Source organism: Clostridium sp. AM22-11AC (assembly GCF_003473545.1).
Classification (GTDB): domain Bacteria; phylum Bacillota; class Clostridia; order Lachnospirales; family Lachnospiraceae; genus Enterocloster.
In genome coordinates this window covers 217,505-243,380 of sequence record NZ_QUCM01000005.1, presented here as the reverse complement: position 1 = coordinate 243,380, position 25,876 = coordinate 217,505, and the positions used below count along the sequence as shown (strand labels likewise).

Below are 25,876 nucleotides of genomic sequence, written 5' to 3'. Positions count from 1 at the left end.
CAAAAGCTTCTCACTTAATTAAGTGCAAAGGCTTCCAGGAGCATATCTGTAAAAATAATCATCGAAGTGCAAATGACAGTTCTGCACAAACTCCTAACAGTAATGCCGATTCATCCACATCAAAACGGCTGTTATGATGGGCTGCGCCAGATCCCAGATCTGGATTTGCAATTCCCAAAAATCCCAATGCGCCAGGATATTTGTTTAAATACTTGCAAAAAGTTTCAGAAGCAAACCATAGGCCATGTTCTCCTAACACCTGGGGACCACACATCTGTGTCAGTTTTTGTGCTGTTTCTTCTACAACTTCCTGATCATTAATGACCGGCTCCATCAAAACCTTTGTATATGGTTCAAACTCCACCCGGCATCCATGTACATCTGCCACGTTTGTACAGGTCTTCTTGATCAACGCCAGCACCTTTTCTCCTGCTGGGCGGCTGAAATACCGGGAAGTTCCACTGAAAAATGCCTCATCCGGGATCGCATTCCAGATCTCACCAGCCTTCTGTACGCAGATACTGAAGGTAAGTGTTTCCTCGGCATTCATCTGATTTTGTAAAGCTGAATCCAATTCACAAACAATATGGCTTGCCGGGATCACAGGATTCTTTGCCAGATCCGGTCTGGAACCATGTCCGCTTTTTCCGATCACATGTACTCCAAAACAAACAGCCCCCGCCATTCTCGGTCCGGAAACCAGGTTAATCTTTCCTGCCGGCATGTCATTATAAACATGAAGAGCAAAGCAGTCATCAATTGGATACTCACTCACCAGTTCCAATACATGCTGATAACCATCAAGGGCTTCTTCCCCTTCTTCAAAGCAGCAATATACTGTACCCTTTAATTGTTCACGTACCTAAGATAATACTTTTATCGTTGTCAGCATCATAGCCATATGTGCATCATGACCGCAGGCATGGCATACTCCAGGTTTCTGGGAAACACACGCTTTAGGCTGGATCAGATTATCAGTATCTTCCTTTACCGGAAGAGCGTCCATATCGCAGCGGAGCAGATGATGTTTTCCCGGTTTTCCACCTTTTATAATTGCTACCAGCCCCGTCCCGGCAGCCAGGCGGTACTCCACTCCCATTTTTTCAAGTTCACTGATGATCGTCTTGCGTGTTTCAAATTCCTTATTTGACAGTTCCGGGTTCATATGAAAATATCTGCGCATTTTGATCAGGTAATCTTCCTGCTCTTTTACCAGTTTAAGGATATCAGGATCATTCATTCTTTCTTCTCCTTCCTACATTTATAAAGCATCAAGTGCCTCTGCGATCCGGTTCAAAGCCTCTTCAAGCTGTGCTCTCGGGCATGAGAAATTAATACGCTGAAAGCCGCCTGCTTCCCCATTAGGCCCAAATTTAGGTCCATCATCTGTTGCCACTTTTGCTTTATGGCACATAAAATCCCATAATTCCTGATCTGTCATTCCATAAGCCCTGAAATCCAGCCAGCCAAGATACGTTGCTTCCGGAATACGATATTTCACCTTTGGCATCCGTTTCTGGATAAAATCTGCTATAAACTGTGCATTACCCCGTAAATATTCTTTTAATTCTTCCAGCCACTCCTCACTTTCATTATAAGCTGCGATCTGTGCTACCGCGCCGAATGCACCCGGCCATAAATAATATGGCTGCATTTTTTCCTGGAATGCTGCACGCATCTCATCATTTGGAATAATGATATCAGATACCAGCAGTCCGGCTACATTAAAGCTTTTAGACGGTGACGTGCAGATAATGCTGTTCTGTGCAAATTTATCACTGATCGTTGCAAAAGATACAAATTCCCTGTCTGTCAGGATAAGATCTGAATGGATCTCATCTACTACAACCTTCACGCCATTATCAATACAGATATTTCCCATGCGGGTCAGCTCCTCTTTTGTCCAAAGGCGTCCACTTGGATTTTGAGGGCTGCATACCAGGATCAGTTTTGTTTTCGGATCTTTTGCCTGCATTTCCAACTGCTCGAAATTCATCTCATAATAACCGTCTTTATTTACAAGGGCATTGTATACAATATGACGTCCTGTTTTATTAACATAATCATAGTAAGGATAATAAACCGGAGATTGGATGATAACGTTATCTCCCGGATCCGTGAACAGTTCAATGGCAAATACAAGTGGAAGATTTAATCCCGGTGTATATGTGATCCATTCTTTTTTAATATCCCAGTGATTACGTCTTTTCTGCCAGTTAACGCAGGCCATGAGAAATTCATCCGCAAGATACCCATATCCGTAATTCTCATGAGCTGCACGGTCCTGGATCGCTTTTGCCACTGCCGGAGCTGCCTTAAAATCCATATCTGCAATACCCAGTGGGATCACATCGCTCTCTCCATACATCTCCTGACGAAGCTTGGATGACCATTTAATAGACATAACCTTGGTACGATCAATGCAACTGTCAAAATCATATTTCATACAACATACCTGTCTGTGCTGATTCTGTAAAACATGTCCAATATATTAGAACAGGCGATTGGAAAATGACAGACTTTCAGACACAGCACATCCTTTCCTTTTTCTAATGAATGATATATAATACTGTTGTTGGGTTTGCAAACTCAATGTATAATATATTGTACTTTTTCTCCAATATATTGTCAATAGATAGGAGGATTTTTTGTTTTGGAAAAAATCAACGAAATTGTTGCCAACAATATAGCTATATTGCGCAAAAAAAATCGTTTAAGCTTAGAGGAACTTGGAAAACTCAGCGGAGTCAGCAAAAGTATGCTGGCACTGATTGAAAAAGGAGACGGAAATCCCACTTTGGGGATTCTCTGGAAGATTGCCAATGGACTTGGGGTACCTTTTGATGAATTAACAAGACGACCGGACCCAATGAACCATGTAGTTAAGATTTCTGAGATTGAACCAATTCCTATTGCAGATGGCACTGCAAGGAACTATTCTGTTTTTTCTGACGATAAAAACCGCCGTTTTTCTGTTTTTTACCTGGAAATGGACAAAGACTGCCATTGGAATTCCGAACCCCATTTACAGGGAACTATTGAATTTTTTACTGTTACAGAAGGTTCTGTGAAGATTATAAATGACGGAGAAGAATTCATCCTGAACAAAGGTGATGGTATCCAATTTCGCGGAGATGTTCCTCACAGTTACCAAAATATAGCTGACTGCCAAAGTACAGCGTACAATATTATGTACAATCCGTAAAAATATCATTATGCATTCCCGATTTTTTTGTGCCTGATATTACGTAAGTACAGAAAGATTCCAAGTACAGGAGGGCATTTTTACGTGAAACAGATTTCCATGGATTTCAATAAACGGCAATACATGCGACCGGTAGATTTTGAACTCTTTTATTATAATGATACTGAGCTGCGCTCTGTTGCCTCTCACCACCATGATTACTGCGAATTTTATTTTTTTCTGGAAGGAAATGTCAAATACCACATCGGTAATGCCATATACAAACTTTCCTACGGTGACTGCCTGCTGATTCCACCGGGAATCCCCCATTTTCCGGAATTTCTCTCCTTTGACCAGCCATATCGCCGTTTTGTGCTCTGGCTGAACCGGTCTTATTATGAAAAACTCCATAAACAGGATGCTGACCTGACCTATTGCTTTGACACTGCTGCCTCTAACCAGATCTACCGCATTCCTACGGACCGTATTACAGCCCAGGATATCCAGGGAAAGCTGATGGATCTGTTAGAGGAAAATAGTTCTGAGCGTATTTTTCATGCCCAGGCAAGCGAACTGATGGCTGTGTCTTTCCTTGTATACGTTAACCGGCTCCTTTACAGCAGTCTCCACGAACATTCCCAAGTATTTGAAAATGCCCTTTACTTAAAAATATGTGACTATATCCATCAGAATCTGGAAGATGATTTAAGTCTGGAACGGATCGCAGCAAATTTTTATGTGAGCAAATACCATATTGCCCACATTTTCAAAGACAACATGGGAATTTCCCTACATCAGTATATATTAAAAAAGCGGCTTCATGCCAGCCGCCAGGCGATCCTCTCCGGCGAACCTATCAGCCGTATTTTTCCACAATATGGTTTTAAAGATTACACCAGCTTTTTCCGTGCTTTTAAAAAAGAATACGGGATCTCACCGAAAGAATACAGGGAGCAGCACCGGCTGATCAGAACCGAACCATAAATACAAAAAGGAGTTTCTATATGAACTTACCTGACTATACAAACTGTACACTCTGTCCCAGAATGTGCCATGTAAACCGCAGTGTGACCACAGGCTACTGCGGCTGCTCCAGTCACATTTCAGCGGCCAGAGCCGCCCTTCATAAATGGGAGGAACCGGTGCTCAGCGGACCGGAAGAAGAACCAGGCGGCAGCGGCGCCGTATTTTTCTCCGGCTGTACCTTACGCTGCTGTTTCTGCCAGAACTCACTACTAAGCAAAGACCATTTTGGTAAAAAACTGACTGTAAACGAACTGGGAGATGCCTTTTTGCGTCTTCAGGACAAAGGCGCTTACAATATCAATCTGGTAACGCCTACCCAGTTTTTTCCGGATATTATTAAAGCACTAGATCTGGTCCGCCACAAGCTTCATATCCCTGTAGTCTGCAACTGTGGCGGCTATGAATGCCCGGAGATCATTTCCCTGTTAAAAGATTATATTGATATCTGGCTTCCTGATTTTAAATATTTTGACAATGAACTGGCTTTTCGCTATTCAAAAGCAAAAAATTACTTTGAACAGGCCTCTGCTTCTATCGCCCAGATGATCCGACAAACCGGTACACCCGAATATACGCTCCATCCTTCCTCTGTCCCCGGCAGACCGGATTTTCCCTTAATGGCGAAAGGCGTCATTATCCGCCACATGGTCCTTCCCGGACATAAAGATGATTCCATCAGGCTGCTTCACTGGATCCACCAACATTTTCCGGAGCATTCCTATCTGGTAAGCCTGTTAAGCCAGTACACTCCTTATACCAAAAATCCGGACTATCCCCAGTTAAACCGCCGGATCACTTCTTATGAGTATAACAAAGTAGTAGATACTGCCCTGGAGCTTGGCATGACTGACGGTTTTATGCAGCAAAAAAGCAGTGCGAAAGAAGAATACACACCGCCTTTTAATCTGGAAGGGCTGTAAAATGACAAAAAACAAGACGGATATCGAATCTTTGATTAACCACTTCGCGATTACGATATCCGTCTCTTAACTATCTCGTCCATTGGACTAGCCTCTCTTTTCTGAAACATTTGAAACTTTCGTTTCTGTTTCTTCTTCTCTATATTCAGTTGTAATCCTCATTCTCTTTTTCTTCCGCTTTATTTCTTTACTTCTTATTTATATTATATTTCTTTCTATCTGGTATTCTCTCTTTCGTCCTGATCATACTTTCTCGTCATACGACCAAACCGAAACCGGATTTTCCAAATTTTTGTACTTTTCACTTTTTGATACTCTTGTGGATAGGTTCTCAAATAAGCGGTTTTTAAAGATTTGAGGTTGTCCTGGTTTCATTTATAAATCACGTCTTTTATAAATGAAACAATGTTATCTTTCTGGCGGTCCGTACCTCCTTTTCTTAGATTTTGTTTACGAAATTGATGGTCTACAATTTCTTTTCTTTTTGTTTCTCTGTTCTTTTGTTGTCTTTAATATACCAGATATCCCACATTTTGTCAAGACTATTTTGAAATTAATCCTATATTTTTAGCATATTTACGAATTGTATCTATTGATTGCAATTATTTATATTTTCCATATATTTTAATGCTTATAAATAAATTTAAAATGTATATTTTCAGAATATTTCAAAAATGCTATACAGAAACAGATGCTGTCTTTATTTCTGTATAGCATTTTCACTCATTTACTTTTCTTTTCCAGGAGCCGATAAACACACATCTTCTAAATTAGATGCCATCTCCGGTCCAGTTGGTCTTCCACCGCTGGTAACTCCCATCCGGGTGCGGATGGCGATAATATCGTCGATCTGCTGCTGAGAGAGAAGTGCTTTCTTTCCCAGAATAAAATTATTCATCATCAGGATCTTTGCATAATATTCCGTTGTTTCCATACGATAGTATGCCTGGATTAGGCTGGTGCCCCAGGTGAGAGCCCCATGATTGGCTAAAAGTACTGCATTATAATTTTTGCAGTAAGGTGCTATGGAGTCCGGCACATCTGTTGTTCCCGGAAGAGCAAAGTGTGCAAGAGGCACACATCCTAATGCCAGGATCCCTTCTACCAAAACCGGCTCATCTAAGCTCATACCAGCGCATGCAAATGCTGTAGCTGTAAGAGGATGGGCATGAACCACGCCCTGTACCTGTGGATTTTCTTTAAACACACGAAGGTGCATTTTGATCTCGCTGGAAGGCTTGTAAGTGCCTTCCAGTATATTTCCGTCCAAATCCATTTTCACAAGCATTTCCTCTGTCATAAAACCTTTGGATACGCCTGTAGGAGTAGCCCAGATCGCATTATCTCCAACCTTACATGTAATATTTCCGTCATTAGATGCTACAAATCCGCTGTGGTACAGTCTACGCCCCACATCCAGGATCAGGCTACGGGCCTGTGCATCTGAAACATAATCAGTCATTTTTCTTCTCCTTCTTAAAATTAAATTTAGAAGCAGATTCCCATACTCGCCAGTGCTGCCAGAGCAAAAGCTGCGATCAACGGGATCACTACGGATACTACGAACATATCCAAGTAAGATTCCTTATGTGTCATGCCTACCAGTGCCAGAACAGTAATGGTTGCTCCGTTATATGGAAGACTGTCCAGACCACCTGCAGCTACAGCTGCCACTCTATGAAGAACCTGAGGTGCAATGCCAGACGCCAGATAGGTATCTGCCAGTGCTTCCAGTGCTGCTCCCAGTCCACCCGATGCAGAAGCGGTCATTCCGCAGAGAATATTAATAGAAAGAACTTCACTTAACAGTGCATTAGAGGAAATTCCCAGTGCAAAAGCCTGGATAATGCCAAAAATAGCCAGGGATTTTGTTACAGAACCAAAGCCAACAACCGCACAGCTGTTGATCAGCGGAGCCAGAGACTCGTTTGCTGCTTTTTTCAGATTGTCTTTTAATCCGTCTTTTAATTTGCTAAAGTTAACAGCTGCAATGAAAAGGATGGCAACCAGCATACCAAGAAGTACGCTCCATGTACCACTGTTTGCAGCCAGTGTACTGTTAAAGCTTTCTTCCAGATAACTTCCATCAACATTGGGATATACCATTTTAGAAAGAACCAGGTTTACTACCAGAATGATCAGGATGGGAGCAAATGCAAGTCCGATACCTGGAACTTCTTTATTATCGGATACGATCTCATCCTGATAATTTCCATATCCTTCCCCTGCTTTTTTCGCTTTGTTAGTACGGTAAGACAGCCATGCCATGCCACCGCCAAACATAATAACAGTTGCAATGATACCAAGGACAGGTGCTGCCCAGGAGTCTGTTCCAAAATAAGTCATTGGAATGGTATTCTGAACCTGTGGGCTTCCAGGAAGTGCTGTCATGGTAAAGGTAAATGCGCCAAGAGCGATAGCACCAGGAATGAGACGCTTCGGAATATCAGCTGCGCGGAATACAGCGATTGCTACAGGAAGCATAACAAATGCTACTACGAATAAGGAAACACCGCCGTATGTTAAAATAGCGCAAGTCAATACAACAGAAAGTACGGCACGGCTTTTTCCTAATTTTAAAGTACAGAACTGTGCGATAGACTGTGCGTTTCCTGAAATATCCATTAACTTTGCAAAAACTGCTCCGAACAGATAGATTGGAAAATAGTTTTTCGCGTAATTTGCGAAACCGGACATATATGTAATGGTGTAAGACGCCATAAAATGTCCCTTCAGTCCATAGGAAAACAGTACCGCGATCAGTGCAGCAATAGGCGCCGCAATGATAACGCTGTGGCCTTTAAATGCAAGTACAACTAAAAGTGCGATGGCAACAAATAATCCTATGATCCCAATGGTAGTTCCCATAAATAAATCCCCCTTTATTCATGTGCAAGTAAAAGTACCTCATGTGCTACAGTTTCAGAAAATGCCTTCTCATTGATGTTTGCATCTACAATGACCAGTTTTACATTATTTCCGATCTTTTTCTTAAATGCGTCAACCATGACCTCATCTACTTCTGGATCATACATTGGTCCGCCTGGAGCGGCAGCTTCACAGCAGCCTTTTGCCGGTATTACCAGTGTTACCGGACTGACCGCCTGGTTCAGCCTGCTGCAGACAACATCAACGATCTTCTCTGCCTCTTCTTTGTAGATCTTACAGTGGCAGATACTGGAATTATGATATACCTTTTTCCTCTGGTCAATATCATCCGGAAGCCCCTCTCCCTGTTCATTGATAAAATAATCTACCATGTCCAAAGCACCAGGCACCACTACCATAGGTATTTTGTGCTCTACAGCTGTCATCAGACGATCATTTGCACCTACGCAATATCCACCAATGGTCTCACAGGTAATCTCATGAAGGGTCATATCCAGCGCCACATCAATACGGCCTTCCCGCATCAGATTTTCCATACATCTTCCGCCAACGCCATTTGCGTGGAAGACTACATTTTCAAACAGACCACTTTCTTCGATCATATGAAGAGCATTTTCTGTTCCTTTAGAAGTTACGCCTAATTCTGTCGCTCCAAGGACTTTTTTGCCCTCTTCGCTCGGGAAGGTTTTAGCGTACTCAGCCAGTCCCATAGCTGCGCTGCATACGCTCTGGATCACAGTCTTAGTAATACTGTTCAGACCGGAAATATCAGCTACTGTATGCATAACGAAAATATCTTTGTCTCCTACATACTGCTCCATGGTCCTGCTTCCACATGCCAGAGAAGATGCTACGATCTTCGGCACAGCAAAAGGCAGTGTCTTCATTGCCATTGCCGCCATTTTTGCGTTCTGTCCGCCTCCAATAGAAATGACAACATCAAATTTTCCTTCTGCATACAACTGCGGAAGTACAAAGGCTGCAGCCTTGCTCATAACATCAATACTTGCGGCTTTTCCTAATGGATCAAAATCTTCCCACTCGATCCCGTAGCGTTTTAATATTTCCACCGGTGTGATATCTGCCCCGTCTACCAGATTTTTGGTACTGATATCAATGATATAGGTGGAAAATCCCTGTTTTTGGATCACAGATGCTGCATACAGGGTTTCTTTTTTCTTTGTATCCAAAGATGCGATCAACGCGATTGTTTTTGCCATACCCCTACCATCCTTCTTCCGGCTTTTGCCGGAATGTACTGTTATTTTCCAATGATCCTTCCAGAATTAATAAGATCGATCATCTCAGGTGCATGAGTAGGAAGGATGAATTCCTGGCTCTTTGCACGTTTCTTTAATTCTTCGATGCTGTGCCATTCTTCAACGATATTTACAAATCTGGAAGGTGGTGTAATATCATAGAAAATATCCGGGCATGGTTTTAAGTTATCATATGTAAAGATCAGATCGCCGCAGCAGTGGAACTGGCCTTCTTTTGTATTTACAACTACGGTCTGGTGTCCAACAGAGTGGCCTGGTGTAGGATATACACTAATTCCGTCAAGAACTTCACATTCTCCGTCTAATAAAACAAATTCTCTGCCTTCCCACTGTGGATGGATGCCAAGATGTGGCTCTTCGTAGGACTTATAGTACAGAGGAATTGGATTTAATGCAAATTCGTATTCCTTTCTCTGTGCGTATAATTTTGCATTCTTAAACATTGGAGTATAGTAAACATGATCCCAGTGTAAATGGGTGTAGATAATGTCAGTGATCTCATCGCAGCTGATGCCCATTTTCTCTAACTGCTCATAGATCGCATAACCTTCCGGCTGAACGGAACCTGGATGATGATATTTGTTGGCGATCTCAGTACTGGACATTCCGGTGTCGATCAGGATCTTCTTGTCTTCGCTCTGTACTAAAAATACAGTTACAGGAAGCTGAATATTTCCTTCTACATCATAATACTTATGGGTGCTGTTGTGATACAGATAATTTGCCTTGTTAGAGTTTACCATTCCAGTGTTAATAGGTGTGATTGTGTATTCTTTCATATATATTTATCTCCTTCTTTAAATTATTTCAACATCTCAAACTTTTTCTGTTCCCAGTTGATCATGGAAGTCTCTTCGATCAACTCTGCCGTCTGTCCTGCTTTTACAGCTGTCTTATCCATGGTTACAATGCCATGTCCCTTTAATATCAGTGCCAGCAATCCCGGATTTTTATCGATCACTTCAAAAACCTTTGGCAATTCTTCTTCGGTTACTGCCTGAGTAGCTACGTCCACAACAGGAATCGGATATTTTAACTTCAATTCTGAATGCATGGTCACCAGGTCAACCTGGGAGAAATTCAGTGAATTTAAAATAGCATAAGGGCTGTGGGTGTGAACAATGCCTCCAATCTGTGGATATCTTTTATACAGATTTCCATGTAAGGTAGACTCTCTGGTAGGCTTGCCTCCCATGACTACATTTCCGTCAAAATCTGTGATACATAAGTTATCCTCTGTACACTGCCCATAGGAAAAGCCACTTGGCTTTACGATCATCAGATTTTCCCCCGGGATCCTGACACTTAAGTTTCCCCCTGTTCCTGTCTGGATACCGCTTTCATAAGTACGCTTGGCTGCAGCCAGGAAATCATTTTTTGCATTTAAAAATGCTGTGTTCATACCTCTTCTCCTTTCGGTTTATTTTTATACCAATTTGCGTCTCTGCTTTATATACCAATATATACCACAATCTTTTCTTCTTGTCAACAAAGTGATATATTTTTTATTCCATTTCGGCTTTTTATGCAATTTCACCTGTTTGTTTTTGTAGATTTCTTATAATACGTTGGTTTGGTATACTTTGGTTCAAACCACTTTCATTCCAATAAGCACATGCACAAAAAAAGAACAGCTCTGCCTTTTTCAGTCAAGCTGCTCTTTTCCATCTTCTTTTTCTATTTTATTTTTCTTTCTTACCACTATTTTATTTTTCTGTCATACTATTTCCGTATCAAGTGGTGTACCACACCTTCGGCACCGGACTTTCCCCTTCTTTTTCTTCTGGTACTTTCCTTGCCAGCAGTTCTTCTACTCTGCTTAAATGAGCCATCATAGCTTCTCTTGCTCCTGCTTCATTGTGGATCAGGATATTTTCAAAAATACTGCAGTGATAAGTAACTACTTCATCCATAGGCGTAGTCATTTTTAAACTCCAGTACTGATGAAGGGACATAATATTAGGCATTGCTTCCAGGCACTGCTCAAATACAGGATTATGGGAAGCCCGCAGGATCAGACGGTGAAACTTCGCATCTGCCTGAAAGAAATCATTGTCCTGACCGGTTTTCAGTTTCCGGATCTCCTGGATTGTGGTGATCAATGCCTTTTCCAGATCATCGATCTCATCTTTACGGATATTTTTTGCCGCCTGGGCTGCCGCTTCTGACTCCAGCAGTTTTCTTACATGAATGGTTTCAAGAAGGATCACATCCGGCTGCATAAAGGTTTCTGTCTGTTCTTTCTCTCCATTCTGCATAGCGTTTGCCGTACTTTTTACAAAGGTTCCGGCTCCCCGCTTGATCTCTAATATTCCCATATCAGAAAGAGCTTTTAACGCTTCTCTTACCGGAATGCGGCTTACATTGTAGTATTCTGAAAGTTCACGTTCAGAAGGCAGTTTACTGCCAACGGGATATTCTCCTCTTAAGATCTTGGCCTTCATATCATCCAGGATCATTCTGTTTGCATTATTATTTTTCATATTTTATAATTTTCTCCAGTTTGATACCTAGTATTATACCAGTCAGACCAATTTCATGCAATCAGGAAGATACCAAAACATACCAGTCATTTTCTATTTCTTTTAGCAAATCCAGACATAAAAAGATCCCGAAAGGATCTAATGCCCAGTAACTAAGCCTTATCTTCTTTCGGGAAATGTTTTCGTACTATATAATATGTAACCATATGGGATGCTGCTGTTATGATCCAGGAAACCGGATAGGACAGGTACAGCACTTCCAGCGTGCGGTTGACCGCAAAGATTGTAAAGATCCAGAATACACGGAATGCGCATGCTCCTGTAAGGGATACAAACATGGGGATCACAGAATATCCCATTCCTCTTAAACTTCCTACCATACAGTCCATAAGACCGCAAAGGAAATAGGTACCGCAGATGATCCGCAGTCTTCGCATACCAAAGCTTAAAACTTCCGGATCAGAGGAATAGATACCCAACAGCTGATGGCCGCCAAGAACTGCGCCCCATCCCAGTACCAGTCCAACTACAGTAACAACTCCAAGACAGATATTTTTTATCTTATCAATACGGCTGAATTTTTCACCGCCCAGGTTCTGGCTGGTAAAACTCAAACTGGTCTGATACACCGCATTCATGGCTGTGTATACAAAGCCTTCAATATTGGAAGAAGCCGTATTTCCCGCCATGGCAATGGAACCAAAAGAGTTAACAGATGACTGGATCAGCACATTGGATATGGAAAAGATCGCTCCCTGCATACCTGCCGGAAGACCTACACGCACAATCTGTGTCAGCTTTCCGGATACAATACGAAGTTTTGTAAGATGCAGCTTCATGGCTCCGTTTTCCTTCATCAGACTGCGGATAATAAGACCTGCTGATACACATTCAGAAATAACAGTAGCCCAGGCAACGCCGTCTACTCCCATTCCCAGCTGGATCACAAAGAACAGATTTAACACTACATTTACTGCACCGGCCGCAAACAGAAAGTACAGAGGCCGTCTGGTATCCCCCACTGCCCTTAAAAGAGCTGCGCCAAAGTTATAGATCATAAGCACCGGCATTCCAAAAAAATAGATCCGCAGATACAGTGCCGCCTGATCCAGTACATCATCCGGTGTTCCCATGAGTGTGAGCATAGGCTTTGAAGCACTTTCTCCAAGAACTACCAGGAACAGACCGCTTAATATAGCCATCATGATCGCTGTGTGTACCGTATCCTGGATATCTTTTTCTTTCTGTGCGCCATAATATCTGGCTGCTAAAACGTTAACACCCACAGAAAGCCCTACAAACACATTGATCATCAGATTGATCAAAGATGCCGTAGAGCCAACTGCTGCTAACGCTGTACTTCCCGCAAATCTTCCTACTACAATGATATCCGCTGCATTAAAAAGCAGCTGAAGGATACCTGAAAGCATAAGGGGAATTGAAAAAACAAGGATCTTGCCCAGAAGAGGGCCGTTACACATGTCTATTTCATATGATTTTTTCATTCTCTGTATGCTCCGCTCCCATCTAGCCTGCGGCCATCTATGGTACAGTTTGTCATCATCACGCCGTCTGAAGGGTTCAGATAATACAAGGCTCCCATAGAGTCCTGCCAGCCTGTCAACATATATCCATCCATGCCAAAAAGATACCACTTATCATTGATCTTTGCCCAGGATGTAAGGTACTCTCCCTGATACTGGTAGCGCCATCCTTTTACATCTTTTTCCCATTTTCCCAGATGGATATTACGGTAAGCAGCCATATCTGTTTCCGGAGCCATGGTAAAATAATATTCTTTGCGCTCATCATCCTTGGAAAATTCCACCACGTAACAGCGTTCCAGGGAGTCGTAAACATCTCCTTTTTCGCTTTCACGGCTAAATGTTTCCGGGCGGACCACCGGATAATGTTCTCCTTCTTTCAGACCATATACACGGCATTCCAGATTTTTCTCTGTTCCGCCGTCATAAGTAACCAGGTAATAGCTTAAGGTCACATCATCCAGGTTTAAGGTGTCTGAATTTTTTGTAACGGTAAATGTATCTTTTTCAGATGCCCGGTTTCCCATTATATAGGAAGTATATCCATCATAAATAGGAGTCTGCCTGTTATTGATATCCATATGCAGGGTAAGGGGAACTTCTTTTTTAAAGGCAGAGCCAGCCTGAGAAGAGAAGGCGCTTCCGACAGCCAGAACTGCTGCCAGAAGCAATGTCACGCATTTTTTCACTTAACATCCTCCTCTCATCTGTCCTACTTTAAAATAACTTTCTTAAAGTTCTTCTTTCCGCGCTTAACTACAACGCCGTCACCTGCAAACTGGTCTTTTGCAAATACTGCCTTGATATCCTTGATCTGAGTTCCGTCAACAGATACACCGCCCTGCTCTACGTTTCTTCTTGCCTCAGAACGGGATGCAGCCAGGCCGGACTTTGTAAGAACGGTTAAAATGTCAATATTGTCATCTGCGAAATCTTCTTCACTTAACTCGCAGGTTGGCATATTATCTGTATTAGCGCCGCCTGCAAATAAAGCTCTTGCGCCTTCCTGTGCCTTTGTTGCCTCTTCTTCACCATGAACTAACTTGGTCAGCTCAAATGCAAGGATTTCTTTTGCCTTATTTAACTGGCTTCCTTCCCACTTGTCCATCTCATCGATCTGCTCTAATGGCAGGAAGGTAAGCATACGCAGGCACTTAAGAACGTCAGCATCACCAACATTTCTCCAGTACTGATAGAAGTCAAATGGAGATGTCTTTTCAGGATCCAGCCATACAGCGCCGGACTGGGTCTTGCCCATCTTCTTGCCTTCGGAGTTTAATAACAGGGTAATGGTCATAGCATGAGCGTCTTTGCCCAGTTTACGACGGATCAGCTCGGTACCGCCTAACATATTGCTCCACTGGTCATCACCACCAAACTGCATGTTGCAGCCGTAGCGCTGGAACAGCTCATAGAAGTCGTAGCTCTGCATCAGCATGTAGTTGAACTCTAAGAAGCTTAAACCTTTTTCCATTCTCTGCTTGTAGCACTCTGCACGGAGCATGTTATTTACAGAGAAATGAGGTCCTACTTCTCTTAAGAATTCGATGTAGTTTAAGTTCATCAGCCACTCAGCATTGTTTACCATCAGGGCTTTTCCATCGGAGAAGTCGATAAAACGGCTCATCTGCTTCTTGAAGCAGTCACAGTTGTGCTGGATGATCTCAGGAGTCATCATCTTACGCATATCTGTACGTCCGGATGGGTCACCTACCATACCGGTTCCGCCGCCGATCAGGGCGATCGGCTTATTTCCTGCCATCTGGAGACGTTTCATCAGGCACAGTGCCATGAAATGTCCTACATGAAGGCTGTCAGCGGTTGGGTCAAAACCGATGTAGAAAACTGCCTTTCCTTCGTTTACCATTTTACGGATTTCTTCTTCATTTGTTACCTGGGCGATCAGGCCTCTGGCAACTAACTCTTCGTAGATTTGCATTTTTTTCTTTCCTTTCGTCGCATTATATCTTAATTCTAAGTATAGCAATTTTTTCTTTCATGTACAAGGAACAGGGAATAAAAAAAGCCTCGTCCCCGCTAAAGGACGAAGCTGTAAGCCCGTGTTACCACCTTAATTCACAGACAGCTCACACTGCCTGCCTTAAAAGGTACGCTCTTTCGAGGATACCCGGGTACTATAACGTGTACCATCTCCGTTGCAGCCTACTAAACTTTTATGTTATTCGGTGCAAAGCTCAGGGATGTATTCATGTTCTGCTTTCCATGCGCCTCTCATCTGCCGGCTGCTTTCTGTATGCTTTTGCAGAAAATTACTTGTTCCCATCATTGCCAAGTCATGAAATTAAGGCTATTATAGGCAGTTATATCATTTTTGTCAATGGGATTTTTTTGCGTTGCAACTTCCACAAAGTTATACTATAATGAGTCCTAAAGAAAAAGAAGTGACTGCACCGGCAGACATTTGTTTTCATAAGTTGTTACATCGGGAGGATAAAGAAGACATGAGTTTCAAACTTGTAAATGAACTTCCAAGCCCGGCAGAGATCTTAGAACAGTTCCCTCTGCCTGAGAAGCTGGCAGTTTTAAAAGCTGAAAGAGATGAAGAGATCAAAAAAGTAATTACCGGAGAAAGCAACAAATTCCTTGTTATCATCGGACCTTGTTCCGCAGATAATGAAGATGCTGTCTGCGACTATGCAAACCGTCTTGCAAAGGTTCAGGAAAAGACAAAAGACAGACTTCTCATTGTACCAAGAGTTTATACCAATAAGCCAAGAACCACAGGCGAAGGCTATATGGGTATGCTCCATCAGCCGGACCCGGAAAAAAAGCCTGATATGCTTCAGGGAATTTTAGCGATCCGTCATATGCACATGAAGGTATTCCGTGAAACCGGAATGTCTACTGCTGACGAAATGCTGTATCCGGATAACCTTCAGTATCTGTCTGATATCATGTCTTATATTGCAGTTGGCGCGCGTTCTGTAGAGAACCAGTACCACCGTCTGGTAGCCAGCGGCTGTGATGTACCGGTTGGTATGAAAAACCCTACCAGCGGCGATCTCAGCGTTATGTTAAACTCTGTTGTAGCAGCCCAGCTGCCACATGACTTTATCTTCCGCGGTGATGAAGTTTCCTGCCCTGGAAATCCATTAGCCCATACCATCCTGCGCGGTGCTGTCAATAAACATGGACAGTGCATCCCGAACTACCATTATGAGGACCTGCACCTGCTCTTTGAGCTTTACTCCAAGAGAAACTTAAAGAACCCGGCCTGCATCGTAGATACCAACCACTCCAACTCCAACAAGAAGTATGCAGAACAGGTTCGTATCGCAAAAGAAGTGCTTCACAGCCGCCGCCATTCTGATGACATCCGTCATCTGGTAAAAGGCCTGATGATCGAAAGCTACATCGAGCCAGGAAACCACAAGATCGGCGAACACTGCTACGGACAGTCCATTACTGACCCATGTCTTGGATGGGATGAGTCTGAGAAGCTGCTGTATGATATTGCTGAGATGGCTGATTAAAAATTAAGATCGGTATTAAAAAACTCCGTTCCTGATATGATAACAGGACGGAGTTTTTTGTTTGCGATCTTTTATCTGCCTGCCATGTAGGCATTTGGGGATTTATATTTTTCAGGCAGCCAGTGCTGTAATTCCAAAATACGCAAGCACTACAACGCCTAAGATAATACGATAGTATCCAAAGAACTTAAAGTCGTGTCTGCGCACATATCCCATTAAGAACTGGATGGAATATACAGATACGCCAAAAGCAATAGCCATTCCCAGAATGGTGTAAAAGATCTGAGGACCAGTTAATACATTTCCTTTTACAAAAAACTTCACTAATTTTAAAAAACTTGCTCCAAACATGACTGGAATACCTAAGAAGAAGGAAAATTCTGCTGCCACGCCTCTGGAACAGCCAAGTACCATTGCTCCTAAAATGGTAGAACCGGAACGGGAAGTTCCCGGAACCAGGGAAAGAAGCTGGAACAGACCAATAAAAAGAGCTGTTTTAGTGGAAACATGACCAACTTTGGTAATGGATGGGTTAGCTGTAATAGAGCTGTTTTCCAGAACAATGAACAGCACACCATAAATGATCAGTGTAGCTGCTACTACATATGCGTTATACAGATGAGCTTCCATCCAGTCATCAAATAAAAGGCCCAATACAGCTGCCGGGATACATGCGATCACAATCTTGATCCACAATGCCCAGGTTGCCTGCTTCTGTCTGGCTGATTTAGATGGGCTGAATGGGTTTAATTTCTGGAAATACATGACCGCAACTGCAAGGATGGCACCTAACTGGATCACTACCAGAAACATGTCTTTAAATGCGTCCGGCTGGTTTAAATGGATGATCTCGTCTACCAGGATCATATGACCTGTGCTGCTGATAGGCAGCCATTCGGTGAAACCTTCCACAATTCCCAGAACGATCACCTTTAAAATTTCTACTATACTCATTATTACTCCTTATATTTTTATCTTTATTTTTATATTTATTTTTCTATGTTTTCAATCTGCCAGTCAATCGGCTCCAAACCATGTTCCCTGAGAAAATCATTGGTCTTGCTGAAAGGACGGCTGCCGAAAAATCCTCTGTAAGCAGATAACGGGCTTGGATGAGGCGCCTCTAAGATCATATGCTTTGGATTGTTTAACATAGCCTTTTCCGCCTGGGCCGGTCTGCCCCACAGGATAAATACCATCGGACGGTCCTGTTCATTTAAGACCCGGATGGCAGCGTCTGTAAACTGCTCCCAGCCAATATCATGATGGGAATTGGCCTGATGGGCACGTACTGTAAGAACAGTGTTCAAAAGCATAACGCCCTGGTCCGCCCATTTTTTCAGATAGCCGTTATTTGGTATGTAACAGCCAAGATCATCGTGAAGTTCCTGATAAATATTCACCAGGGACGGAGGGATATCTATATCCGGCTTTACGGAAAAACTCAGTCCATGTGCCTGGCCGTCGTTGTGGTATGGATCCTGGCCAAGGATCACGACTTTTACATTTGCCAATGGTGTAAAAGAAAATGCATTGAAAATATCATCCGGCGCAGGAAATATCTTGCGGGTCTGATATTCGTGAAGTACGGTATCATATAATTTTTTATAATATGGCTTTTTAAATTCACCCTGCAATGGTTCAAGCCAGTCATTGGATATTGCAGCCATTTTTGCTCCTTTTCTTCTGTGATGTTGTATTTTTCACAGTCTTTTATCTGTTAATGCCAATATTTTTATCTACACAACAGATAATCTTATCTGCGCACAGAAATACCTCTGCCAGCCAGATAATCCTTCAGATCACAGATCTCCAGTTCTTTATAGTGGAATAATGACGCTGCCAGCACTGCATCTGCCTTTCCCTTAGTCAGTGCATCATAAAAATGCTCTTTTGTTCCAGCTCCGCCGGAAGCGATCACAGGAATACTGACCAGATCTGCTACAGCTGCAGTCAGTTCATTGTCATAACCGGCTTTTGTTCCATCACAGTCCATACTGGTAAGAAGAATCTCTCCTGCTCCTAAAGAGTCTGCTTTTTTTACCCACTCCAGCACATCCAGACCTGTATCTAAGCGTCCACCGTGTTTGTATACATTCCAACCGGAACCGTCTGCCCTGCGCTTTGCGTCAACAGCAACCACGACGCACTGTCTGCCGAATTTCTGGGCTGCATCATGGATCAGCTGTGGATTGTCAATAGCAGATGAATTAATGGATATCTTATCTGCGCCTTCACGAAGAAGCAGTCTGAAATCTTCTACTGTACGGATACCGCCGCCTACTGTAAAAGGGATAAATACCTTTTCTGCTACCTGACGCACCATATCCACTACTGTTTTTCTATGGTCAGAAGACGCTGTAATATCCAGAAATACAAGTTCATCTGCACCGGCTCTGTCATAAGCAGCTGCAATCTCTACCGGATCACCGGCATCTTTCAGATTTACAAAATTAACACCTTTTACCACCCGGCCATTATTCACATCCAGGCAGGGAATGATCCTTTTTGTAAACATATTTTTTCTTCCTTTCTCTGCGTACTTTTAAAATCTTTATGGCAGGCTGATAAAATTCTCAAGGATCTTAAGTCCTGTCTGACTGCTCTTTTCCGGATGGAACTGGCAGGCATAAAGATTACCTTTTTCCACCGCTGCATGGATATGGGTTCCATACTCTGTTGTTGCTGCCACTATATCTTCAGATCCTGCTTTCAGATAATAGGAATGGACAAAATATACATAGTTTCCATCTGGAATTCCCTTAAACAGTCTGGAGTTGGGATCGATCTTTAAAGAATTCCATCCCATATGAGGAACTTTCATTCCCGGCGTCTCCGGTATCTTAAGGATCTTTCCCGGGAGAAGTCCAAGACCTTCTACTCCCGGACTTTCTTCACTGCTTTCAAACATCAGCTGCAGTCCCAGGCAGATGCCAAGAAAAGGAGTCCCTTTTTTTACAACCTCTTTTATCACATCCACCAGTCCATACTGATGCAGACGGTCCATGGCATCCCCAAAGGCACCTACGCCTGGAAGGATCACTTTGTCAGCAGCTAAAAGTTCTTCTCTGTCTCTGGTGATGACTGGTGTTTCTCCAAGAAAGATCAGCGCTTTTTCTACGCTTTTTAAATTTCCTGCGTCATAGTCTATTACAGCGATCATGGTCGTTCCTCTCTTTCGTCTTTTGTCTGTATATGCAGTTTATCTGCCATTTTCTGCTTTTTATTTTTCAAGCATCCAGCGAACTGAATTTTCATGGACAGAAACTCCTCTTTTCTCTGCCTCTTTTGGAAGCTGGTAAAAGTTTTCATTGATACGGTATAATTTTGATTTCTGATTAAAATAAATGATCTTCTCAAAAGGCCAGCGCATTACCGTAGGCGTAGAAAATCCCTCTCCCAGTTCCAGGATCACCAGAGAACGGTTAATGGTACCGGTCTGCCATTTCATATAATCTTTCCATCTTGGAAGATAGCCTTCTTCAATATATGTTTCTGCCTTTAAAGTATTTCCGGTAAGAGGCGCCTTGCAGTGTGGACAGATATCATCCGGTACTTCTCCTTCTTCCCAGATATCCTTTGTGCAGGCTTTGGAGCACTGTCTCCAGTGGATATTTCCACAGGGAGCTACGATCCTGTTTTTATCAAAAGGCATTTCGTAAATGGCTCCATCTGTTAAAGTAGTAACAATGTAATAATCTTTATCCTGGATCAGCTGATAAAGTTCCTCATAAGCTGCCTTCAGATCAGACTGGGCCGGATCGCTTAAATGACGGAAACGGATATCTTTTTCATCATCCCGCAGCGCCCATTCTTTCCCGATCCCGATCAGAACTTTCTGAGCCTCTTTTATCTTTTCTCTGACCTCTGCTTTTGTATTTTCCATGGATTTTTCTGCCTTCCTGCAAATTATGTCAATCAACATAATACCACAGACAGCCTTTCATTTCAATTAAACTGTTTATAAACACCGGCAAACGCCCGCATAAAAAAGATAATTTCAAAAAAGCAGGCAGAATTCCCCTCTGCCTGCTTCAAAACATTTATAATCTTTATTTAAACTGCTCTAAAATAGAAGTACCGATGGTTCCTTCCGGCATTTTCACTTCAAAGTTATCTGCAACTGTAGCGCCGATCACACCGAAGGTATCTGTTTCCGGCAATTTTCCGCCTTCTTTTAAAGACGGGGAATAAACCAGAAGCGGTACCTGCTCTCTTGTATGGTCTGTACCGGTCCAAGTCGGGTCATTTCCATGATCTGCAGTGATCATTAACAGGTCATCTTCTTTCAGATCCTGTAACAGTTCACCCAGCTTCACATCAAAGTTTTCCACTTCTTTTGCATAACCTTCCGGATTTCTTCTGTGGCCCCACAGCGCGTCAAAGTCAACCAGGTTGATAAAGCATAAACCTGTAAAGTCTTCATTTTTTGCAATATCAATGGTCTGCTCCATACCATGAACCGAGCTCTTTGACTTATACGCCTCTGTAATGCCTTCGCCGTCAAAGATATCACGGATCTTTCCTACAGAGATCACATCATATCCCTTTTCTTTTAATGCATCTAAGGCAGTCTTTCCTGTTGGCTTTAAAGCATAGTCATGACGGTTGCTGGTACGCTTAAACTCACCCTTTTTCTTTCCTACATAAGGTCTTGCAATAACGCGGCCTACTCTCCACTCATCTTTTAAGGTCAGTTCCCTTGCAATCTCACAGCAGCGGTAAAGTTCATCCAGTCCAAAAGTCTCTTCATTTCCGCAGATCTGAAGTACGGAGTCAGCGGATGTATACACGATCATGTGACCGGTTGCAATCTCTTCCTCTGCCAGCTCATCCAGGATCTCTGTACCGCTGGCGCTCTTATTTCCAATGATCTTATGTCCGGTGCGCTCTTCCAGCTCATGGATCAGTTCCGGCGGAAAACCATGATCCGTAAAGGTAACAAATGGCTTTGTGGTATAAATTCCCATCATTTCCCAGTGTCCTGTCATGGTATCTTTACCACAGCTTTTTTCGTTTAATACCAGCTGATAGCCCAGAGGATGTTCTGCCGGTGTTACTCCCTTTAAAGGATGGAGATTTGCAAGTCCCAGTCTGGTCAGATTTGGGATCTTCCAGTTATCATGTTTTTCTGCAATATGGCCCATGGTATCTGCCCCATCATCCCCATAGGCAGCACCGTCTTTTGCATGGCCTGCGCCAAAAGAATCCATTACGATCACAAAAATACGTTTGAACTTCTTCATCGTTTATACTTCCTCCCATTGATTTCCCATGTTTTATACATTTTCTGCTTTATTTCTGTCTCTAACATCAGTATACACAAAAAGGAAAAATAAAAAATGCCATATGGCACTTTTTACAGGAACAAATTTTCATAAAACCTTTGCCATTATTATCAAATTTCACTTGAAGCTTCTTTGTAATAATGTTACCATGTACGTATTGTATGTTTCTCCCATTTTCCGGGAGTACATAACATTTCTCAGGAGGAAAATACCAATGGAACTGATTATACCGGAACACTATGATCCCCGTCTGGATATACGTGAGACCCAGGATGCCATTAAATATATCCGCGATACCTTTCAGAAAGAAATGGGACGCGAAATGCATCTGGAGCGTATTTCCGCACCTCTGTTCGTAGAAAAGAGCAGCGGTTTAAACGACAACTTAAACGGCGTAGAACGCCCTGTGTCTTTTGATATGGCTGCTATCCCCGGTGAGACTATGGAAGTAGTACACTCCCTTGCAAAGTGGAAACGTATGGCATTAAAAGAATATGGTTTCCAGCCAGGTGAAGGTCTTTACACCAACATGAACGCGATCCGCAGAGATGAGGAACTGGACAATCTCCACTCCTGCTACGTAGACCAGTGGGACTGGGAGAAAGTCATCAACAAAGAAGACCGCAATGAAAAGACCTTAAAGGATACTGTACGCCTGATCTTTAAGATCATTAAGCACATGCAGCATGAAGTATGGTACAAATATCCACAGGCTGTAAACCAGCTTCCAGATGATATTTTCTTTATCACCACCAGCGAACTGGAAGCACTGTATCCGGACAAAACACCAAAGGAACGTGAAAACCTGATCACCAAAGAACACGGCTGCGTATTCTTAATGCAGATCGGTGACAAACTGGCAAGCGGAAAGCCGCATGACGGCCGCGCACCGGACTATGATGACTGGAAATTAAACGGTGATATTCTTTTCTGGTATCCAACCTTAAACTGCGCTCTTGAGATCTCCAGTATGGGTATCCGTGTTGATGAAGTTTCCTTAAGAGAACAGCTTGAAAAATCCGGCTGCATGGACCGTATGGAACTTCCATACCACAAAATGCTTTTAAACGGCGAGCTTCCATATACCATCGGCGGCGGTATCGGACAGTCCCGTCTGTGCATGCTTTTACTTGACAGAGCCCACATCGGAGAAGTACAGGCAAGTATCTGGCCTAAAGAAATGCGTGACACCTGCAAGAAGCACAAAATTTACTTACTGTAATCACAGGAGAGCCGATCATTTATGGGGAATTCTATTTCGATCTTCTTTCTCATCGAGGCTGTAGGTACCATTGCCTTTGCGTCCTCCGGCGCAATGGTGGCGATCCGGCAGAACCTTGATCTTTTGGGGATCATTGTATTAGGTGTTACAACGGCAGTTGGAGGCGGTATGATGAGGGACATCCTTTTAGGGATCGTTCCTCCCAGCCTCTTTACAAACCCGATCTACACGATCATGGCATTTATTACTGTCATGGTCCTTTTTATCGTCATCCGTATGAACCAGCATTTCCTGGAAGGTGACTGTATCGTCACCTATGAAAAGCTGATGAATATCTTCGATGCCATTGGACTGGCTGCTTTTACAGTAACCGGGATTGATACGGCTGTAATGGCAGGATACGGGGATTATCATTTTCTCTCCGTTTTCTTAGGTGTGCTTACCGGTGTAGGCGGCGGACTTTTAAGGGATATTATGGCAAGGCAGACCCCTTATATCCTGAAAAAACATGTTTATGCATGTGCTTCCATTGCAGGTGGGATCTGTTATTCCTTCCTGCTTTCCAGCCCTGTGAATAATGATATTGCCATGATCACAAGCGCTGCTTTGGTCATTGCCATCCGGCTTTTGGCTACTCATTATTGCTGGAACCTGCCAAGAGCGCTAAAGCAGTCCTGATCTCATTTTCCACAAAAATATGAAATTCCAGCTCCAAACTTAAATAGGGCTTCTGTGGAACACACATATCACAAAGGATTAGAAAAGCAAGGACGCATCTTTCCGCCCTTGCTCTATTTTATCAATATTTTTATAATCTTGCCAACAATTCGCCCGGTGTAAATGCAACAACCTTGCTTTTCACAAAATCTTTTATATTTCGCGTTACTATATAGTCAGCATGAATCGCTTCCGCAGTTGCACTTTGTACCGCATCTTCGAAGTCTGGCCATTTCATATTCACGGATTTTTCCAAAATAATCGGACTAAAATCTGCAAACTCAAAAATCAAATTCAGCTTATGAAATACTTCCTCAATCTTTTCTGGTGTTAACTGTTTTCTCATTATATACATTATATTTGCATAGGTCAGCACGGAAATATATCCTTTTGCCTGTTCAGTTTCACAGAGTTTCCAAATCATGGAAGAATCAGTTACAAATTCCTGGCGATTCATCAGAACATCCAGTAGTATATTGGCATCAATCAACAATACCATACTTTGCTTTCAAATCCTCCTCTTTAATCTTAGCCAGGTCATTTTTTTCTTTTAGAATTCCTGTAAGAGAATCTGTCAGGTAAGATACAGCAGCCTCTTTTGGAATAAACCTTCCAACTTCTTTTCCATTCTTTGTTACGATAATTTCCTGTCCAGACATCACAAGGTTCAGGTAACGACCAAAATTATTCTGCATTGCTGTTGCGGTAGCAGTAATCATAAAATCACCTCTCTTTATTAGCTAATTCTATTATATGTTAAATTAGCTAATATATCAAGCGTTATGCCAAAATTCATACGACCATCGATAAAGGCTGCCGCATCCGCATATTTTACAGGTATTGCGATAATTCCCGAATTGCATATTCATCAGCAAATCTTTCTGATGGCAAATGTCGATACTTTACGTTAAAGCGTGCAAGAGTTTCCATCCATATGAGATCCCTACCGGCTTCACGCGAAGCTGATCTGCGTACTTCATCAGTTTGTGAATATTTTTGTCTTTGGAGGCCGCATAGCGTTTCATAGCTTCAGAGACGGCGCATTGTAGCCTTTCGGAAAGGTCATCGTATATTTCGCCGGGGTACGGTCCGAATAACCCAGCAGGTACAGTGCGGTATCGTGGGAATAGATTCCACGTCCGTACTTACGCTGCAAAAGGTAAAAATCGTCCTCCCACACATTAAATTACAACAAAATAATGTGCGTTCGTCAAAAAAGTTGTTTAATGCTTCATTAAAATATTACAGGAATATATTACTATAAGTCGCGCCCTATATGATATCAACATCTGGTCATCACATTCCAGTAAATGTCACAATGCCGAAAAACAGACAGATCGCAGCACCGTAGAAATATAAGAATCCACCAAACACTGGCTTTCTTGGGCGGTTTTCCGTGATGAGATCCGGCCGGTCTGGCTTATAATATCCAACCACCTGCTTTCCCACATCTCGTTTACTGGAAACCGACTGAAAACTGAGGTACCGGTATGTTTTTCCATTCACCGAATATTCGTAAGTTGGAAGATATGCCTTTTCGCGGCGCAGCTTTGAACTTCCATCCGGCTGATCCTCCCACCTGTCATATTCAGACTCTTCCACATGCACCACTTTCATCATGGTACTGGCTGAATATAACCGCACATCACGTTTGTAACCATTTTTTGCTCCTCTCCTTTCCAGAATACCAAGCCAGGCAAAAAGCACTGCAGCAATGCTGAAGCCGAGGCCCGATGTGATATCGTCTATATACGGGAACGGCAACGCTACCAGTGCAATCGCAAGGCTAAACCCACACACCAGGATTTTAACTCTTTTCATACACACCT

The 25,876-nt window shown here is 42.7% G+C and carries 25 protein-coding genes and 1 pseudogene; 6 read left to right on the top strand and 20 right to left on the bottom strand.

All coding sequences use genetic code 11. From position 1 onward, the window contains the following. Positions 1-58: 58 nt before the first annotated feature. Together DW251_RS07635 and DW251_RS07625 are read right to left on the bottom strand one after the other, a co-directional pair. Positions 59-1,099: pseudogene (locus tag DW251_RS07635) on the bottom strand (amidohydrolase). A gap of 162 nt (positions 1,100-1,261) precedes the next feature. Then, positions 1,262-2,446, bottom strand: coding sequence for a MalY/PatB family protein (locus DW251_RS07625; RefSeq protein ID WP_118300628.1), 1,185 nt, complete (start codon positions 2,444-2,446; stop codon positions 1,262-1,264). 207 nt (positions 2,447-2,653) lie between these two features. Between DW251_RS07625 and DW251_RS07620 the strand changes: the two genes are divergently transcribed. The 3 genes from DW251_RS07620 to DW251_RS07610 all read left to right on the top strand — a co-directional run bounded on the left by DW251_RS07620 (position 2,654) and on the right by DW251_RS07610 (position 5,130). Further along, positions 2,654-3,205: an XRE family transcriptional regulator gene (locus DW251_RS07620; protein ID WP_021870909.1), complete on the top strand. Its 552-nt coding sequence runs from the start codon at positions 2,654-2,656 to the stop codon at positions 3,203-3,205. A gap of 84 nt (positions 3,206-3,289) precedes the next feature. Then, positions 3,290-4,168 carry a helix-turn-helix domain-containing protein gene (locus DW251_RS07615; RefSeq protein ID WP_347474630.1) on the top strand — a complete coding sequence of 293 codons (879 nt, stop codon included), beginning with the start codon at positions 3,290-3,292 and terminating at the stop codon, positions 4,166-4,168. Positions 4,169-4,188: 20 nt separating this feature from the next. Beyond that, positions 4,189-5,130, top strand: coding sequence for a radical SAM protein (locus tag DW251_RS07610; protein WP_118300627.1), 942 nt, complete (start codon positions 4,189-4,191; stop codon positions 5,128-5,130). Positions 5,131-5,857: 727 nt separating this feature from the next. Here the strand turns inward: DW251_RS07610 and DW251_RS07605 are convergent. The 9 genes from DW251_RS07605 to tyrS all read right to left on the bottom strand — a co-directional run bounded on the left by DW251_RS07605 (position 5,858) and on the right by tyrS (position 15,265). Further along, on the bottom strand, positions 5,858-6,592 hold the full coding sequence (locus DW251_RS07605; RefSeq protein WP_021870912.1) for a class II aldolase/adducin family protein: 735 nt from the start codon (positions 6,590-6,592) through the stop codon (positions 5,858-5,860). 26 nt (positions 6,593-6,618) lie between these two features. Continuing rightward, complete coding sequence (locus tag DW251_RS07600) at positions 6,619-7,998, bottom strand: GntP family permease (RefSeq protein ID WP_118300626.1); 1,380 nt, start codon at positions 7,996-7,998, stop codon at positions 6,619-6,621. Positions 7,999-8,012: 14 nt separating this feature from the next. After that, on the bottom strand, positions 8,013-9,239 hold the full coding sequence (locus tag DW251_RS07595; protein ID WP_021870914.1) for a Tm-1-like ATP-binding domain-containing protein: 1,227 nt from the start codon (positions 9,237-9,239) through the stop codon (positions 8,013-8,015). A 41-nt stretch (positions 9,240-9,280) separates the two neighbouring features. Then, positions 9,281-10,078, bottom strand: a complete 798-nt coding sequence (locus DW251_RS07590) for an N-acyl homoserine lactonase family protein (protein WP_118300625.1) — start codon at positions 10,076-10,078, stop codon at positions 9,281-9,283. A gap of 23 nt (positions 10,079-10,101) precedes the next feature. Beyond that, positions 10,102-10,701 (bottom strand): class II aldolase/adducin family protein, encoded by a 600-nt coding sequence (locus DW251_RS07585; protein WP_021870916.1) that lies wholly within the window; start codon positions 10,699-10,701, stop codon positions 10,102-10,104. A gap of 331 nt (positions 10,702-11,032) precedes the next feature. After that, on the bottom strand, positions 11,033-11,782 hold the full coding sequence (locus DW251_RS07580; RefSeq protein ID WP_021870917.1) for a FadR/GntR family transcriptional regulator: 750 nt from the start codon (positions 11,780-11,782) through the stop codon (positions 11,033-11,035). Positions 11,783-11,934: 152 nt separating this feature from the next. Beyond that, positions 11,935-13,287, bottom strand: a complete 1,353-nt coding sequence (locus DW251_RS07575) for an MATE family efflux transporter (RefSeq protein ID WP_021870918.1) — start codon at positions 13,285-13,287, stop codon at positions 11,935-11,937. Next, the gene (locus DW251_RS07570; protein ID WP_021870919.1) at positions 13,284-14,015 is read right to left on the bottom strand and encodes a hypothetical protein; all 732 of its coding nucleotides are present in this window, start codon (positions 14,013-14,015) and stop codon (positions 13,284-13,286) included. Before DW251_RS07570 ends, DW251_RS07575 begins: the two co-directional genes overlap by 4 nt. A gap of 23 nt (positions 14,016-14,038) precedes the next feature. After that, positions 14,039-15,265, bottom strand: a complete 1,227-nt coding sequence (tyrS, locus tag DW251_RS07565; RefSeq protein ID WP_021870920.1) for a tyrosine--tRNA ligase — start codon at positions 15,263-15,265, stop codon at positions 14,039-14,041. A gap of 523 nt (positions 15,266-15,788) precedes the next feature. On the opposite strand from tyrS, the gene DW251_RS07560 reads away from it, so the two are divergent. Beyond that, positions 15,789-16,820, top strand: a complete 1,032-nt coding sequence (locus tag DW251_RS07560; RefSeq protein WP_021870921.1) for a 3-deoxy-7-phosphoheptulonate synthase — start codon at positions 15,789-15,791, stop codon at positions 16,818-16,820. A gap of 111 nt (positions 16,821-16,931) precedes the next feature. On the opposite strand, the gene DW251_RS07555 is transcribed toward DW251_RS07560, so the two are convergent. The 6 genes from DW251_RS07555 to DW251_RS07530 form a co-directional block, all read right to left on the bottom strand. Beyond that, the gene (locus tag DW251_RS07555; protein WP_118300624.1) at positions 16,932-17,774 is read right to left on the bottom strand and encodes an undecaprenyl-diphosphate phosphatase; all 843 of its coding nucleotides are present in this window, start codon (positions 17,772-17,774) and stop codon (positions 16,932-16,934) included. Positions 17,775-17,809: 35 nt separating this feature from the next. Next, positions 17,810-18,490, bottom strand: a complete 681-nt coding sequence (locus DW251_RS07550; protein ID WP_118300623.1) for a uracil-DNA glycosylase — start codon at positions 18,488-18,490, stop codon at positions 17,810-17,812. Between the two features lie 86 nt (positions 18,491-18,576). Continuing rightward, positions 18,577-19,338 (bottom strand): imidazole glycerol phosphate synthase subunit HisF, encoded by a 762-nt coding sequence (gene hisF / locus DW251_RS07545; RefSeq protein ID WP_021870924.1) that lies wholly within the window; start codon positions 19,336-19,338, stop codon positions 18,577-18,579. Between the two features lie 36 nt (positions 19,339-19,374). Then, positions 19,375-19,983, bottom strand: coding sequence for an imidazole glycerol phosphate synthase subunit HisH (hisH, locus tag DW251_RS07540; protein WP_021870925.1), 609 nt, complete (start codon positions 19,981-19,983; stop codon positions 19,375-19,377). A 60-nt stretch (positions 19,984-20,043) separates the two neighbouring features. Continuing rightward, positions 20,044-20,706 (bottom strand): hypothetical protein, encoded by a 663-nt coding sequence (locus DW251_RS07535; protein ID WP_118300622.1) that lies wholly within the window; start codon positions 20,704-20,706, stop codon positions 20,044-20,046. 166 nt (positions 20,707-20,872) lie between these two features. Beyond that, positions 20,873-22,066, bottom strand: coding sequence for a phosphopentomutase (locus tag DW251_RS07530; protein WP_021870928.1), 1,194 nt, complete (start codon positions 22,064-22,066; stop codon positions 20,873-20,875). A 256-nt stretch (positions 22,067-22,322) separates the two neighbouring features. On the opposite strand from DW251_RS07530, the gene asnA reads away from it, so the two are divergent. Together asnA and DW251_RS07520 are read left to right on the top strand one after the other, a co-directional pair. Beyond that, positions 22,323-23,330 carry an aspartate--ammonia ligase gene (gene asnA / locus DW251_RS07525; RefSeq protein ID WP_118300621.1) on the top strand — a complete coding sequence of 336 codons (1,008 nt, stop codon included), beginning with the start codon at positions 22,323-22,325 and terminating at the stop codon, positions 23,328-23,330. 21 nt (positions 23,331-23,351) lie between these two features. Continuing rightward, complete coding sequence (locus DW251_RS07520; protein ID WP_021870930.1) at positions 23,352-24,008, top strand: trimeric intracellular cation channel family protein; 657 nt, start codon at positions 23,352-23,354, stop codon at positions 24,006-24,008. A 130-nt stretch (positions 24,009-24,138) separates the two neighbouring features. On the opposite strand, the gene DW251_RS07515 is transcribed toward DW251_RS07520, so the two are convergent. From DW251_RS07515 to DW251_RS07500, 3 genes are all read right to left on the bottom strand, one after another. Continuing rightward, positions 24,139-24,504, bottom strand: a complete 366-nt coding sequence (locus tag DW251_RS07515; RefSeq protein WP_243034899.1) for a PIN domain-containing protein — start codon at positions 24,502-24,504, stop codon at positions 24,139-24,141. Positions 24,505-24,529: 25 nt separating this feature from the next. Then, a complete protein-coding gene (locus tag DW251_RS07510) occupies positions 24,530-24,766 on the bottom strand; it encodes a type II toxin-antitoxin system prevent-host-death family antitoxin (RefSeq protein WP_118300619.1) in 237 nt (78 codons plus the stop codon). A 577-nt stretch (positions 24,767-25,343) separates the two neighbouring features. Beyond that, positions 25,344-25,868, bottom strand: a complete 525-nt coding sequence (locus DW251_RS07500; protein ID WP_118300618.1) for a DUF3592 domain-containing protein — start codon at positions 25,866-25,868, stop codon at positions 25,344-25,346. Positions 25,869-25,876: the final 8 nt, after the last annotated feature.

What these genes read in the sequence shown, in the direction of transcription:
- DW251_RS07625 (WP_118300628.1), bottom strand. Translation starts at nt 2,446, where the DNA reads ATGAAATATGATTTTGACAGTTGCATTGATCGTACCAAGGTTATGTCT.
- DW251_RS07610 (WP_118300627.1), top strand. Translation starts at nt 4,189, where the DNA reads ATGAACTTACCTGACTATACAAACTGTACACTCTGTCCCAGAATGTGC.
- DW251_RS07605 (WP_021870912.1), bottom strand. Translation starts at nt 6,592, where the DNA reads ATGACTGATTATGTTTCAGATGCACAGGCCCGTAGCCTGATCCTGGAT.
- DW251_RS07600 (WP_118300626.1), bottom strand. Translation starts at nt 7,998, where the DNA reads ATGGGAACTACCATTGGGATCATAGGATTATTTGTTGCCATCGCACTT.
- DW251_RS07595 (WP_021870914.1), bottom strand. Translation starts at nt 9,239, where the DNA reads ATGGCAAAAACAATCGCGTTGATCGCATCTTTGGATACAAAGAAAAAA.
- DW251_RS07590 (WP_118300625.1), bottom strand. Translation starts at nt 10,078, where the DNA reads ATGAAAGAATACACAATCACACCTATTAACACTGGAATGGTAAACTCT.
- DW251_RS07585 (WP_021870916.1), bottom strand. Translation starts at nt 10,701, where the DNA reads ATGAACACAGCATTTTTAAATGCAAAAAATGATTTCCTGGCTGCAGCC.
- DW251_RS07580 (WP_021870917.1), bottom strand. Translation starts at nt 11,782, where the DNA reads ATGAAAAATAATAATGCAAACAGAATGATCCTGGATGATATGAAGGCC.
- DW251_RS07575 (WP_021870918.1), bottom strand. Translation starts at nt 13,287, where the DNA reads ATGAAAAAATCATATGAAATAGACATGTGTAACGGCCCTCTTCTGGGC.
- tyrS (WP_021870920.1), bottom strand. Translation starts at nt 15,265, where the DNA reads ATGCAAATCTACGAAGAGTTAGTTGCCAGAGGCCTGATCGCCCAGGTA.
- DW251_RS07560 (WP_021870921.1), top strand. Translation starts at nt 15,789, where the DNA reads ATGAGTTTCAAACTTGTAAATGAACTTCCAAGCCCGGCAGAGATCTTA.
- DW251_RS07555 (WP_118300624.1), bottom strand. Translation starts at nt 17,774, where the DNA reads ATGAGTATAGTAGAAATTTTAAAGGTGATCGTTCTGGGAATTGTGGAA.
- DW251_RS07550 (WP_118300623.1), bottom strand. Translation starts at nt 18,490, where the DNA reads ATGGCTGCAATATCCAATGACTGGCTTGAACCATTGCAGGGTGAATTT.
- hisF (WP_021870924.1), bottom strand. Translation starts at nt 19,338, where the DNA reads ATGTTTACAAAAAGGATCATTCCCTGCCTGGATGTGAATAATGGCCGG.
- hisH (WP_021870925.1), bottom strand. Translation starts at nt 19,983, where the DNA reads ATGATCGCTGTAATAGACTATGACGCAGGAAATTTAAAAAGCGTAGAA.
- DW251_RS07535 (WP_118300622.1), bottom strand. Translation starts at nt 20,706, where the DNA reads ATGGAAAATACAAAAGCAGAGGTCAGAGAAAAGATAAAAGAGGCTCAG.
- DW251_RS07530 (WP_021870928.1), bottom strand. Translation starts at nt 22,066, where the DNA reads ATGAAGAAGTTCAAACGTATTTTTGTGATCGTAATGGATTCTTTTGGC.
- asnA (WP_118300621.1), top strand. Translation starts at nt 22,323, where the DNA reads ATGGAACTGATTATACCGGAACACTATGATCCCCGTCTGGATATACGT.
- DW251_RS07520 (WP_021870930.1), top strand. Translation starts at nt 23,352, where the DNA reads ATGGGGAATTCTATTTCGATCTTCTTTCTCATCGAGGCTGTAGGTACC.
- DW251_RS07515 (WP_243034899.1), bottom strand. Translation starts at nt 24,504, where the DNA reads ATGAATCGCCAGGAATTTGTAACTGATTCTTCCATGATTTGGAAACTC.
- DW251_RS07510 (WP_118300619.1), bottom strand. Translation starts at nt 24,766, where the DNA reads ATGATTACTGCTACCGCAACAGCAATGCAGAATAATTTTGGTCGTTAC.
- DW251_RS07500 (WP_118300618.1), bottom strand. Translation starts at nt 25,868, where the DNA reads ATGAAAAGAGTTAAAATCCTGGTGTGTGGGTTTAGCCTTGCGATTGCA.